The organism is Sphaerisporangium sp. NPDC088356, from assembly GCF_040685555.1.
Taxonomy (GTDB): Bacteria; Actinomycetota; Actinomycetes; order Streptosporangiales; family Streptosporangiaceae; genus Sphaerisporangium.
This window is the reverse complement of the sequence record NZ_JBFBIK010000165.1, coordinates 1-12,128: the sequence shown is the minus strand read 5'-3', so window position 1 is coordinate 12,128 and position 12,128 is coordinate 1. Positions and strand designations below refer to the sequence as shown.

11 protein-coding genes are annotated in these 12,128 nt (G+C 69.9%); 5 read left to right on the top strand and 6 right to left on the bottom strand.

Annotated elements, in window-relative coordinates; all coding sequences use genetic code 11:
• Positions 1–48: 48 nt before the first annotated feature.
• Positions 49–1,323 carry a M14 family metallopeptidase gene (locus tag AB0O34_RS34040; RefSeq protein WP_363922617.1) on the bottom strand — a complete coding sequence of 425 codons (1,275 nt, stop codon included), beginning with the start codon at positions 1,321–1,323 and terminating at the stop codon, positions 49–51.
• A gap of 255 nt (positions 1,324–1,578) precedes the next feature.
• Between AB0O34_RS34040 and mihF the strand changes: the two genes are divergently transcribed.
• Positions 1,579–1,887, top strand: a complete 309-nt coding sequence (mihF, locus tag AB0O34_RS34035; RefSeq protein ID WP_358556588.1) for an integration host factor, actinobacterial type — start codon at positions 1,579–1,581, stop codon at positions 1,885–1,887.
• Positions 1,888–2,030: 143 nt separating this feature from the next.
• Positions 2,031–2,372, top strand: coding sequence for a hypothetical protein (locus AB0O34_RS34030; protein WP_363922615.1), 342 nt, complete (start codon positions 2,031–2,033; stop codon positions 2,370–2,372).
• Here AB0O34_RS34030 and AB0O34_RS34025 read toward each other — a convergent pair.
• From AB0O34_RS34025 to AB0O34_RS34010, 4 genes are all read right to left on the bottom strand, one after another.
• A complete protein-coding gene (locus AB0O34_RS34025) occupies positions 2,369–2,860 on the bottom strand; it encodes a cupin domain-containing protein (protein WP_363922613.1) in 492 nt (163 codons plus the stop codon). The two genes, AB0O34_RS34030 and AB0O34_RS34025, sit on opposite strands and share 4 nt — an antisense overlap.
• Before the next feature lie 160 nt (positions 2,861–3,020).
• Positions 3,021–3,851, bottom strand: coding sequence for a hypothetical protein (locus AB0O34_RS34020; protein ID WP_363922611.1), 831 nt, complete (start codon positions 3,849–3,851; stop codon positions 3,021–3,023).
• Between the two features lie 159 nt (positions 3,852–4,010).
• Entirely contained in the window at positions 4,011–4,991 is a 981-nt protein-coding gene (locus tag AB0O34_RS34015) for a hypothetical protein (RefSeq protein WP_363922609.1), read from the bottom strand.
• A 135-nt stretch (positions 4,992–5,126) separates the two neighbouring features.
• Positions 5,127–6,968 carry an AMP-dependent synthetase/ligase gene (locus tag AB0O34_RS34010; protein WP_363922607.1) on the bottom strand — a complete coding sequence of 614 codons (1,842 nt, stop codon included), beginning with the start codon at positions 6,966–6,968 and terminating at the stop codon, positions 5,127–5,129.
• A gap of 257 nt (positions 6,969–7,225) precedes the next feature.
• Between AB0O34_RS34010 and AB0O34_RS34005 the strand changes: the two genes are divergently transcribed.
• On the top strand, positions 7,226–8,704 hold the full coding sequence (locus tag AB0O34_RS34005) for an oligopeptide:H+ symporter (RefSeq protein WP_363922605.1): 1,479 nt from the start codon (positions 7,226–7,228) through the stop codon (positions 8,702–8,704).
• A 2-nt stretch (positions 8,705–8,706) separates the two neighbouring features.
• Here the strand turns inward: AB0O34_RS34005 and AB0O34_RS34000 are convergent, their stop codons facing one another.
• Positions 8,707–10,158 carry a PLP-dependent aminotransferase family protein gene (locus AB0O34_RS34000; protein WP_363922603.1) on the bottom strand — a complete coding sequence of 484 codons (1,452 nt, stop codon included), beginning with the start codon at positions 10,156–10,158 and terminating at the stop codon, positions 8,707–8,709.
• 63 nt (positions 10,159–10,221) lie between these two features.
• Here AB0O34_RS34000 and AB0O34_RS33995 point away from each other — a divergent pair, with 63 nt between their 5' ends.
• Both AB0O34_RS33995 and AB0O34_RS33990 read left to right on the top strand, forming a co-directional pair.
• Positions 10,222–10,827, top strand: a complete 606-nt coding sequence (locus AB0O34_RS33995; RefSeq protein WP_363922601.1) for a hypothetical protein — start codon at positions 10,222–10,224, stop codon at positions 10,825–10,827.
• A 56-nt stretch (positions 10,828–10,883) separates the two neighbouring features.
• The coding region (locus AB0O34_RS33990; RefSeq protein WP_363922599.1) for a glycoside hydrolase family 15 protein at positions 10,884–12,128 on the top strand (1,245 nt) is incomplete at its 3' end.

Sequence of the window (12,128 nt, the reverse complement as noted above, 5' to 3'; positions counted from 1 at the left end):
GCCCGCGCTGGGCGGCGGCCGTACCTTGACGCCGGTGTCAGATGACCGCTAGCAGTACTGCGCGGCCTTGCCGATGATGCGGTAGACGCAGTCGGAGTACTCCAGGAACCGGAGCACCGCCTCCTTGTTGCGCGTGGTCTGGGTCACGATCTGCTCGTCGGGCGGGTAGAAGCCCGGCGAGCCGTTCTTGGGATACATCTCGAAGGTGTAGCTGAAGATCTTGTAGGTGCCCCACAGCCAGTCGTCGATGGAGCCGTCGGTGATGTAGAGGTCGCTGGCCTGCTGCGCGGTGTAGCCGTTGGTGCCGGCCATGTTCTGCCCGAGGGTGGCGAACGCGTTGTGGTCGTCCTGGGTCAGGTCGGCCGCGGTGTCGTTGTAGGTGTAGCCGTACGGCCACAGGATCAGCTCGCTGTAGGTGTGGAAGTCGATGTTGCTCTTGATCTGCTGCTTGCCGCCGACGACGCGGCTGCGCACGAAGTTGGCCACCGCCCGCACCTCGGGCGCCGACTCCGCGGACGCGCCTCGGTAGGTCTCGCTGGAGGTAGAGCCTGAGGAGCCGCCGCAGCAGCCCCACTTGTAGGCCCAGTTGCGGTTGAGGTCGGTGCCCACGTAGGAGGAGCCCGAGTTGGGCTGCCGGTTCTTGCGCCAGGAGCGGTAGGAGCCGGAGGCGATGTCGTACTCGCCGCCGTCGGGGTTGAGGTCCGGCAGGATCCAGATCTCCCGTGAGTTCACCAGGCCGGCGATCCTGCTGTCGGACCCGTAGCTGCCCGTCAGGAGGTTGAGCAGGTAGATCGCCATCTCGACGGTCAGGTGCTCGCGGGCGTGCTGGTGGGCGGTGAACAGCACCTCGGGCTCGGCCTCGTCGGTCGCGACGTTGTCGCTGATCTTCACGGCGATCAGGTCGCGGCCTCCGTAGGAGGTGCCGTAGCTGTACTTCTTGGCGATGGACGGGTAGTTGGCGACCACCTGGTTCACCAGCGTGGTCAACTCCGCGTAGTTGTGGTACCCGGAGTCGGCCGATGGGAAGTCCTGCGGTTTGGGCAGGGTCGGGGATAACGGGCGCGGGATGCGCGTGACCGCGTAGCCGAGCCGCTTGATCTCGGCGATCTCGGTCTCCGATGCGGTGACCACGACCGATGTGGTCGCGACCTCGTCGATCGCGGCGCCGGTCGCCGCGATCGTGGTCCGCTGCTGGGCCGTGCTCGGGCCTTCGACGCGATACTGGTTGCTCGGGGGCGGCTCCGCGGAGGCCCCCGCCCCGGTGATCCCGCTAACGCACAACAGCGCCAGGACCGCCAACCCGACGAGCAGACGACGTCTCACCTGTTCCTCCCTCAGGCGCGCGCTCTGGGGTTTGTCACGCGCCTGCACTGAGGGTCAGGTCATCCGTCCGAACTTAGAAGGCCCAAATTTCACGACTTGTACGGCTTGCGCCGCGGAGGGGCCGATCACCCCAGATGGGGCACCGAACTGCAGAACCATGATTAACGCCCGTAGTGGGGGTAACAGGACTGCCGACCGCACCAGCGGCCGATCACTCGGCCGGACCCGACATCGACCCCCCCAAGGAGAACCCCCATGGCCCTTCCCGTCCTCACCCCCGAGCAGCGCCAGGCGGCTCTGGTCAAGGCGACCGAGGCCCGGCAGGCCCGCGCCGCGCTCCTCGCCCAGCTGAAGACCGGTGACCTCACCCTGGCCGAGCTCCTCAAGCGGGAAGACGACACGGCGAAGAAGATCAAGGTCTCGCAGGCCCTTCGCGCGCTCTCGGGCATCGGCCCGACGAAGGCCGCCGCGCTGATGGAGCGCGCCGGCGTCGACGACAAGCGGCGCATCGGCGGCCTCGGCGTCCAGCAGCGTCGGAAGCTTGTCGACGCCGTCTCGTCCTGAGTGTGCCCTCCTGATCCGGCCGGCGGCAGGGGCGAGCATCCGGTCGTCCCTACGCCAGCCGATCATCGGAGGACCGGAGGCATTTTCCCCGGAGTCGTGAGCGCATAGTCTCCCAATAACGACATCGCTGCGGGAGGCGACCTTTGAGCAAGCTCACGGAAGACGAGCGCAGGGACCTGGCGGACATCCTGTCCAGCCCCGAGCTCAACGATCCACGGGTTCACGCCGACCGCGAGGTGGGCCAGCAGCTGGCCGACTTCTTCCGCAAGGACATGCCGGATGTGGACGAGGTCGTCATCGGCCGCGTCTTCCTGCGGACCGCGGTCACCATGACCCAGCTCGGGGACGCGGGGATGCCCCTTGAGCAGATCGCGAACATCTTCACGCTGAGCGCGCTCGACCTGACGGCCCTGGAGCTCGCGCGGGGCATCGAGGCCCTGCCGGAGGCGGCGCCGCGTGACGACCCCGCCGCGCCGGAGGCCTAGGCCCCTGAGTCGCCCGCGGGCGGGCGGAGGTCGGGCAGGTTGACCACGATCGCCTCCTGGGTGCTGCGCGCGATCACCACGACGGCCTCGTTGTCCGGGTCGGGGTTCTCCTCGCGGTGGGGCACGAACGGCGGCACGAAGACGTAGTCGCCCGGCCGGGCCTCGATGCGCACCTCGCGCGGCTCGTCGCCGTCGAGGTTGAGGAAGACGAACGACGGGGTGCCGCTGACCACGTAGATGGCGGTCTCGGAGTCGCCGTGGTGGTGGTTGGCCGAGACGGTGGCGGGGGCGACGTGGGTCTGCCCCATCCACAGCCTGCTCGATCCAACGGTCGTGTCGCTGATCGCGGCCCGGCGGACCATGCCGGCGGTCTGGGCCGTCTCGGCGCTCAGGTCGCCCTCCCCCACGTGGTGCAGGCGGCGGTGGAACGGATCCCCGGATGTCGCGTGGCCTTCGGACACGGCGCTCTCCCCCTCTCGGATGCCCATCGGACGTCCTATCGAAGGATAGGACGGACGGGCGCCCACGCGTCCCCGGGTCGCGGCCGGGAAAGGGCCTGCGACGGCCCACAACGGCCCCTGAACGACCGGAACGCCTGGCTCCCGGGAGTTCCCAGGGGCCAGGCGTCCAGGTTGGTCAGGCCAAGGACTAGCGGACGACCTTCACGTAGTCGGTCGCCGACGACCCGTACAGGCCGCGCGAGCCCTCGAACACGACCTTCCACGTGCCGGACCAGTAGGCCGGGATCTTCGTGTAGAAGGTTCCGTCCGGGTTGGTCTCGATGGTGTCGACGTACTCCCACTTGCCGCCGTGTGCCTTGTGGAAGTACACCTTGATCTCCTGCCAGCCGAGCTGACGCCAGCTGTGCCAGCGGGAGTCGTCGTGGCAACGGTTGCCGCCCACTACGTAGGCGTCGCCGTCCCACCACCAGTCGCCGTAGCACCGGGCCGTCTCAAGCTTGCCCGAGAGCGACAGCTTGCGACCCTTCTTGACGGGCTCGGGGCTCGCGTCGAACCCCGTGATCCGCGTCGCGCGCGGACCGCGGTGACGGTCCTGCGCGACCTTCACGTAGAAGGAGGACTGGGCCTTCGCGACCTTGCCGTCCTGGCCGGTGGCCTCGACGTAGACGATCCACTTCCCGTCCGGGTCGTGCCGGTCGAGAACGATCGTCTTGCCCCAGGTCTTCGACTCGCCGCTGGACGCCTTCGCGGCTCCGGGGCAGGGGTTGCAGTCGGGCTGACCACCCTGTCCCGTCGGCTCGAAGTCGAACTTCACGTCCTCGGCGCCCACGGTCTCGACCGTGGCCGTCACCGCGACATGATCGCTTCCACGGATGACCACCGGGTCCGGGGTCACCTTGATGGACTCGATGCTCACCGCGGTACCCGGCGCTGTGTCTGCCAGCGCCGGCGCCGCCGCACTGAGCGCCGAGGCGCCCAGAGTGGCCGCTACCAGGGCGGTAGCGATGCGCTTCATCATGCGGAACTTCCTCTCCCCGTAGAGAAAGGCATCCCAATTTGGGGGTGTGCCTACGTCATAGACGCTTTTAGGCACCAAAAAGTTGCCAGACAACTCCCAGGAAATAATTACAAATTGGACACTTGCCATCTGGCTTGCCCAGAAACATGACTGTTTGTCCTAATTGCGAGCCATATGTCGAGAAGAGGCCGAAACATGGGCGTAATGGGGTGTTCCCGGATAGAAGACGCGCCACGTACCATGTGCCCGTTTTACTCGTCTGGCGAAGCGCCCGTCCCCATTTGTCCTGGCCTTGGCCACGGTCTTCCACGTCCGTTGGCCATGCCTTCTGAACTGCAGCGTCACGCGCTGCCTCGGGAAGGACCAGTAGTCGAACCTGCCGGTCGGATCCACGCGCATGAGCGTCCCGGTCAGCCGTACGGCCCGCCCCCGCTTCCGCACCCGGCCCACCTGGACCCCGCTGAGCGCCGTCGCCTTCTTGAACAGGAACGACGAGGACGCGGTGACGCGCGCGCCCCGGGCGTTCCTCGCGGTCGCGATCGCGCGCCACCGGCCCGAGGGGTACCACCGGGTGAGGCCGACGGGAGGGTTGAACCGCCACATCTCCCATCTCCCGCCGTCCTTCCCCGCGACGGGCACCGGGCCCTCGGCGGCACGGGGGGCCAGTGGGGAGGGTCCGCCTAGGGCCCGGGGCGTGCCGCCGCCGAGCCGGGACGGGGCGGAGGGACGCGAGGAGCGGCCCCGCCGGCGCCCGCCGGGCTCGACCCGCAGGGTGACCCCGTTCGGGCCGGTCACTCCCCTGGCCACCACCTCGACCACCAGCTTCACCGCGCCCTTGGGCCCGGCCACCGGGGTACGCGGGTGGACCCTCACCGAGCGGATGGCCGGCCGGTCCCGCACGGGAGCGGGCGCCTTCACAGCGGACGGGGCCTTCGGGGCCGGCGGGGAAGCCTTCACAGCGGACGGGGCCTTCGCGGCCGGCGGGGAAGCCTTCGCGGCGGGGGACGAGATCGCCTTGACGGCGGGTTCGCGCGGGCGCGGGGGCGGCTCCGCCGTTCGCCCGGCGAAGGATGGGGGCGCCTCCGCCAGGACCGTGAGCGCGGCCAGCCCCACCGCCGACGACGTGAGCAAACGTCTCATGGTCATGGCCTGGAGGCTAGGCACCGAGGGGTAACGCACCGGGGCCGACACGCTCCTTCCCCGGCAAACGGCGGGCGCGCCGGACGTACGGACCAGCAGGAATCCGTGCGTACGGGGCTCGCCGCCGCCCCCGGGTCAGCCCTCGTACATCGAGTCGATCACCTCGGCGTACTTCGCGTGGATGACGCGGCGCTTGAGCTTCAGGCTGGGCGTGAGCTCCTCGGTCTCGGCGGTCCACTCGCCGGGCAGCAGCCGCCACTTCTTGACCTGCTGGACCCGCGCGAGCTTCTCGTTGGCGACCGCGACGGCCGCCTCGACCTCCTTGACCACGTCGGGGTGCTCGGCGAGCGCGGCCAGCGAGGTGAACTCGATGCCGCGCCCCAGAGCCCACGCCGGGGCCACCTCGCCGTCCAGGGTGAGGATCGCCACGACGTACGGCCTGCGGTCGCCGTATGCCAGCGCCTGGCCGATGAGAGGGTGCTCCTTGAGGAAGTTCTCGGTGTTGGCCGGGGAGATGTTCTCGCCCCCGGCGGTGATGATGAGCTCCTTCTTGCGGTCGACGATGCGCACGAAGCCGTCGTCGTCGATGGAGCCGACGTCGCCGGTGTGCAGCCAGCCGTCCTCGTCGATGAGCTCGGCGCTGGCCTCATGGCGGTTGAGATAGCCCTTGGTGTTCACGGGGCTGCGGGTGAGGATCTCGCCGTCGGCGGCGATGCGCACCTCGACGCCGGTGCCCGGGCGGCCGACCGTGCCGAGCTTGAACACCTCGGGGCTGTTGGCCGTGAACGCGCCGCTGGTCTCGGTCATGCCGTACACGTCGATCACCTTCAGGCCGAACCCGGCGAAGAAGCGCTGGACCTCAAGCGGCATGGGGGCGGCGGCGGTGGCGAGCCAGCGCGCGTTCTCAAGTCCGATCATGGACCGGATGATCGACAACAGCGCCGCGTCGGCACGCTCGTACGCCGCGGCGACCTCGGGGCTCGGGACCTGGCCGTACTGCGAACCCTCGACGTAGGCGAGCCCGGCGGCCATGCAGGCGCGGACGTTCTGCTGCTGCTCCTCCGGCTGGGTGCTGAGCAGCGCCTGCAGGCGGGCCATCATCTTCTCGTAGACCCTCGGCACGCCGAAGAACAGCATCGGCTTGACCTGGCCGAGCACGGCGCCGAGCTGGGCCAGGTCGGTACAGAAGTGGACGTGCGAGACCTTGAACAGCGGCACGTAGAGACTGAGCACACGCTCGGCGATGTGGGCGTAGGTGAGGTAGGAGATCTGCGGGCCGTGGCTGGGAAGCCGCGTCATGCGGTCGGTGGCGACGACCTCGAAGATGATGTTGGTGTGCGTCAGCGGCACGCCCTTGGGGTTGCCCGTGGTCCCCGAGGTGTAGAGCACGCTGAGCACGTCGCCGTCGGTGACGGCGGCGGCGCGCGCCTCCACCGCGGCGGGGTCGGCGGCGAGCGCGCTCTCGCCGAACGCGAGGAAGTCGTCCCAGCTCATGAACAGCTCGCCGCCGGGCGCGTCCTCAAGGAGGATGACCTTGAGCAGGCCGGGCAGCTCGCCGAGGATCGGCTCCCAGCGCGCGAGGTCGGCCGCGCCACCCAGCACCACGACGCGGGCGCCGACGTCCTTGGCGACGAAGGCCACCTGGTCGGGGGCGAAGGTCGCGTACACCGAGCAGGCCACGCCTCCGGCGTGCACCGCGCCGAGGTCCGCCAGCACGTGCTCGCTGCGGTTGACCATCATGAGGGCGACGGCCTCGCCGCGCGCGAGGCCGAGCGCGGAGAAGCCGGCGGCGATCGCGAGCACCCGCCGCCGGGCCTCGCCGTACGTCAGGGTCGTCCAGCCGTCCTCGGCGGGGTCGGAATAGGCGGGCGCGTCGGGAAAGCGCTCCGCGGTGAGCTTGAGCTGTTCGCAGATGGTGAGGCCGGCGATTTCCCGCTCGATCTCGGAACGTTCCGCAAGGACCCGGGGGTCGGCCATCTCACGCCTCCAGAAGTGCCCACATGCACGAGTGGCATGCATCGCACCACACGCACTTCACCGGAGACAAGGCCCATGAAGTGAGAAGAACGACCGCGCTTGCCCACCTCGACCGGTGGGCATTCAGTCCATCACGAAGAGTGATCGACCAGCCAGAAATATCCCTATAAATCGGGATACTCAGGACGTTCATCAATGAACAGGTCAGCCGACTCCGGGCAACGCATCGGCTGCCACGGGAACGGGGGCGTGCCGGCATGGCCGGAGAGGCCGGGGAGCGCGCGCGGGACAAGACGGTGTTCGGGCACCCGCGCGGCATCATCACGCTCTTCCTCACCGAGATGTGGGAGCGGTTCAGCTTCTACGGGCTGCGCGCCATCCTCTACTTCTTCCTCATCGCCACCGCGGCCGGCGGCGGCCTCGGGCTCCCCAAGCCCACAGCGACCGCCGTGGTCGGGGTCTACGGGGCGCTGGTCTACCTGCTGGCGCTGCCGGGCGGCTGGATCGCCGACCGCATCCTCGGGGCGCGCAGGGCCGTGCTCGTCGGCGGATCGATCATCATGCTCGGCCACATCTGCATGGCCATCCCGATCAGGGGGGGCGCGCTCATCTGGCTCGGGCTGGCCCTGATCGTGCTCGGCACCGGGCTGCTCAAGCCCAACATCTCCACGATGGTGGGCGAGCTGTACCCCGAGGGCGAGAACGCCCGGCGCGACGCCGGCTTCTCCATCTTCTACCTGGGCATCAATCTCGGCGCCTTCCTCGCCCCGTACGTGGTCAGCAACCTCGCCAAGGACGGCCGGTGGCACCTGGGCTTCGGCGCCGCGGCGGTCGGCATGGCGATCGGCCTGACGCAGTACGTCATCGGCGGCCGGCACCTGCGGGGCGTCGGGGAGACCCCCGGGCACCGCCTGACCCCCGGGGAACGCCGGCACTTCGGGCTGATCACCCTGATCGGCGCGCTCGTCGCGGTGATCGCGATCGTCCTGTGGGCGAGGACCGGCACGCTCACGGTCGACCGCTTCACCGTCGTGCTGACCGTTCTGACGATCACGGTCCCGGTCGCCTACTTCGCCTACATCCTGCTCGGCAGCCACAACCTGACGCCCGGCGAGCGGTCGAAGATGAAGGCCTACATCTGGCTGTTCGTCGCCGCCGCGATCTTCTGGATGATCTACGACCTGGCCCCGACCGTGCTGAACGAGTTCGCGGCCTCCAAGACCGACCTGAAGATCTTCGGCCATCGCATCACGGCCGCCACCACGCAGTCGTTCAACCCCCTGCTCATCATGATCTTCGTGCCGATCTTCGCGGTCCTGTGGGTGAAGCTCGGCAACCGGGTGGGAGCCGCCCAGAAGTTCGCCTTCGGGCTGTTCATGATCGGTGTGAGCTTCGTGGTGATGGCGCTGGTGGCGCACCTGGCGGAGTTCCACAAGGTCTCGGTGTGGTGGCTGTTCCTTGTGTACCTCATCCAGGTGTTCGGCGAGCTGTCCCTCAGCCCGGTCGGCCTGTCGGTCACCGTGGAGCTGGCCCCGCACGCCTTCAAGAGCCAGATGCTCGGCGTGTGGTACCTGTCGTTCGCCGTCGGGGACGCCATCGGGGGCCAGACGGCGCGGCTGCTGAAGTACGTGTCCTCGCCCGTTTACTTCCTCACGCTCGCCACCATCGCCCTGGTGGCGGCCGGCGTGCTGCTTTCGTTCTCCCACAGGCTCCGCGTCCTGATGGGCGAGGAGTGACCTCACAGCGTCGGCGTCAGCGGTGCCGTCCCCGCGCGTGAGACCGGCGAGCCGGGGGAGCACGCGAGAGCCCTGGCGGCGGCCAGGCGGCGGGCCGCGTCGGCGAGCGCCTGCGGCGGCATGGTGAACGGCAGGCGCAGGTAGCGCTCCAGCGTGCCGTCCACGCCGAACCACGGGCCGGGCGCCAGCCGTACGCCCTGGGCCGCCGCGGCGTCGGCGAGCGGCGTGGCGACCGGGGAGTCCAGCCGCACCCACAGCGAGCCGCCGCCCCTGGGCACGGTGAACCGCCATTCGGGCAGCTCCGCGCGGAGCACCTCGGCCAGCGCCGACCGTGAGGCCCCGAGCATGCGTCTGCGCTCCGCCCTGGTCTCCTCGATGCGCGCGAACAGGTGGGCGACCACGAGCTGCTCGAAGAGCGGCGCGGCGATGTCCACGGCGGCGCGGAGCACGGCCAGGCGGCGGATCAGCGCGGACGTGCCCCGGATCCAGCCGATGCGCAGGCCGCCCCACCACAGCTTGGACGCCGACCCGATGCTGATGACCCGGCCGTCGGTGTCGAAGGCCGCCAGCGGAGAGGTCGCGGGCACCTCGTCGATGGCCAGCTCGGCCCAGCTCTCGTCCACCACCAGCGTCGTGTCGTACCGTCGCGCGGCGCCCACCAGCGCCGCCCGGTCGGCGTTGCCCATCAGCATGCCGGTGGGGTTCTGGAAGTCGGGGATGAGGTAGGCGAGGCGCGCCGCCGACTGGCGCATCGCGCAGGTCACCAGGTCGAGGTGCCAGCCGTCGTCCGCTATGCCCACCGGGACCAGCCGGGCGCCGCGCATCCGGGCCGCGTCCAGCGCGTGCGGGTACGTCGGGGACTCGACCAGCACCGGGTCTCCCTGCCCGGCCAGCAGCGTCATCAGCAGGTGGATGGCGTGCTGCGCGCCCACGGTGACGAGGATCTGGTCGGGCCGGGTGGCGAGGCCGCGGGCTCCGTATCGGGCGGCGATGGCCTCGCGCAGCGGGCGCACGCCCACCGGCTCGTACCCCGTGCCAAGGCCGTAGCGGGGATAGGCCTCGGTCGCGGCGGCGACGGCGTCCGGCAGCAGGCCGGTCGCGGGCGGGGCCGCGCTGTGCAGCGGGAGCAGGCCGTCGTCGTCGGGGGCGATCCATGGGTTCTCCGTGCCGAGCAGCGCACTCGGCTCGGGCAGTGTCGTCCAGCTCCCCGCGCCCTGGCGGCTGTCGAGGTACCCCTGCTCGCGCAGCCGGTCGTAGGCGGTGGTGACGGTGGTACGGCTGACGCCGAGCGCCTCGGCCAGGTGGCGTTCCGCGGGCATGCGCACCCGCGTGGGCAGGCGCCCGTCGAGGATCAGCGTGCGCACCGTCTCGGCCAGCGCCCGGTAGTACGGCCGGGCGTCCCGGGGGACGTCGACGAGCCTGGCGAGCTGCGGCCCGCTGAGATAACGCTCCATAAAGGCCACTTTCTCCGATTGGCCCTTTAAATGCAATCAATGGCATCGGAACATTGGCCCACCATGAGCGAACTCTCACTCCCCTACCTGGGATCGATCCCCAACCGGTTGCTGCGCCTGTACGCCGGGCTGGTCCTCTACGGCACCGGGATCGGCCTCCAGGTCGAGTCCAGGCTCGGCAACGACCCCTGGGACGTGTTCCATCAGGGTCTGTCCATCCGCACCGGCTGGTCGATCGGGACGTGGATCATCCTGGTCGGCGCCATCGTGATGGTCTTCTGGATCCCGCTGAGGCAGCGCCCCGGGATCGGCACGATAAGCAACATCGTCTTCGTCGGGCTCTTCGCCGACCTGACGATCTGGCTGGCCCCGACGCCCGAGGCCCTGGCGGTGCGCTGGGTCTACCTGCTGGCCGCCGTGGTCTTCGTGGGCGTCGCCACCGGGCTCTACATCGGCGCGGGCATGGGCCCGGGACCCCGGGACGGCCTGATGACCGGCCTCGCCCGGCTCGGGCTGTCGATCCGCACGGCCCGCACCCTGATCGAGCTGGTGGTGCTCGCCACCGGCTGGCTGCTCGGCGGCACCGTCGGCCTCGGCACCATCGTCTTCGCCGTCGCGATCGGGCCGCTCACGCAGTTCTTCATGCCGCTCATGCGCCCCCGGCGGTGACCTCCGCCGAGGCGTACCCGTGCGCCCCGGCGGCCGAACCGTACTAGCGTGACGGCATGCGGATCGAGGACTACGCCATCATCGGCGACATGCAGTCGGCCGCCCTCGTCGGGCGCGACGGTTCGATCGACTGGCTCTGCCTGCCCCGTTTCGACTCCCCCGCCTGCTTCGCGGCCCTGCTCGGCGACGACCGCAACGGCCACTGGTGGCTCGGCCCCGCCGGCACCGAGCGCCGGCTCAGCACCAGGCGCCGCTACCGCGAGAACACCCTGATCCTGGAGACCGAGTGGGACACCGTCGGCGGCACGGTGCGGGTGACCGACTTCATGCCGCCCCGGCAGGCCAATCCCGACCTGGTCCGTGTCGTCGAGTGCCTATCGGGCAGCGTCGAGATGGGCACGCAGATCCGCATCCGCTTCGACTACGGCCGCATCGTGCCCTGGGTGCGCCGCACCGACGGGCTGCTGCAGGCCATCGGCGGGCCCGACTCCGCCTGGCTGCACTCCCCCGTCCCGCTTCAGGGCGGTGACTACGCCCACCGGGCGACGTTCAGGATGTCGGCCGGCGACCGTCTGGCCTTCGTGTTCACCTGGCACCCCTCCCACTCGCCCAAGCCCGAGCAGATCGACCCGATCAAGGAGCTCGAAGAGACCGACAAGATGTGGACCGAGTGGGTCGCGCAGTGCGAGCCGAGGGCCGAGAAGCAGTGGCGCGAGGCGGTCGTGCGCTCGCTGATCACGTTGAAGGCGCTGACGTACGCCCCCACCGGCGGCATCGTGGCGGCGGCCACCACCTCCATGCCAGAGGACCTCGGCGGGGTCCGCAACTGGGACTACCGCTACTGCTGGCTGCGCGACGCCACGATGACGCTCGACGCGCTCATCGGCGCCGGGTACGTCGAGGAGGCGCGCGACTGGCGCGAGTGGCTGCTGCGCGCCATCGCCGGCCGTCCACAGGACCTCCAGATCATGTACGGCGTGGCGGGCGAGCGCCGCCTGCCCGAGATGGAGCTCTCCTGGCTCGACGGCTACGAGGACTCCCGCCCGGTGCGCATCGGCAACGCCGCCGTCAACCAGCTCCAGCTCGACGTGTACGGCGAGGTGATGAACTGCCTCTACCTGTCGCGCGCGTCTGGGCTGACCTCCATCTCGCGCACGTGGGCGATCCAGCGGTCGCTGATGGACTTCCTGGAGTCCCACTGGGACGAGCCCGACGAGGGGCTGTGGGAGGTGCGGGGGCCGCGCAGGCACGGCGGCGGGATCCGTCTCGCCCATCATCAGTTGGAAGCGGCGGCGGTCCAG

What these genes read in the sequence shown, in the direction of transcription:
- mihF (WP_358556588.1), top strand. Translation starts at nt 1,579, where the DNA reads ATGGCCCTTCCCGTCCTCACCCCCGAGCAGCGCCAGGCGGCTCTGGTC.
- AB0O34_RS34025 (WP_363922613.1), bottom strand. Translation starts at nt 2,860, where the DNA reads ATGGGCATCCGAGAGGGGGAGAGCGCCGTGTCCGAAGGCCACGCGACA.
- AB0O34_RS34020 (WP_363922611.1), bottom strand. Translation starts at nt 3,851, where the DNA reads ATGATGAAGCGCATCGCTACCGCCCTGGTAGCGGCCACTCTGGGCGCC.
- AB0O34_RS34015 (WP_363922609.1), bottom strand. Translation starts at nt 4,991, where the DNA reads ATGAGACGTTTGCTCACGTCGTCGGCGGTGGGGCTGGCCGCGCTCACG.
- AB0O34_RS34010 (WP_363922607.1), bottom strand. Translation starts at nt 6,968, where the DNA reads ATGGCCGACCCCCGGGTCCTTGCGGAACGTTCCGAGATCGAGCGGGAA.
- AB0O34_RS34005 (WP_363922605.1), top strand. Translation starts at nt 7,226, where the DNA reads ATGGCCGGAGAGGCCGGGGAGCGCGCGCGGGACAAGACGGTGTTCGGG.
- AB0O34_RS34000 (WP_363922603.1), bottom strand. Translation starts at nt 10,158, where the DNA reads ATGGAGCGTTATCTCAGCGGGCCGCAGCTCGCCAGGCTCGTCGACGTC.
- AB0O34_RS33995 (WP_363922601.1), top strand. Translation starts at nt 10,222, where the DNA reads ATGAGCGAACTCTCACTCCCCTACCTGGGATCGATCCCCAACCGGTTG.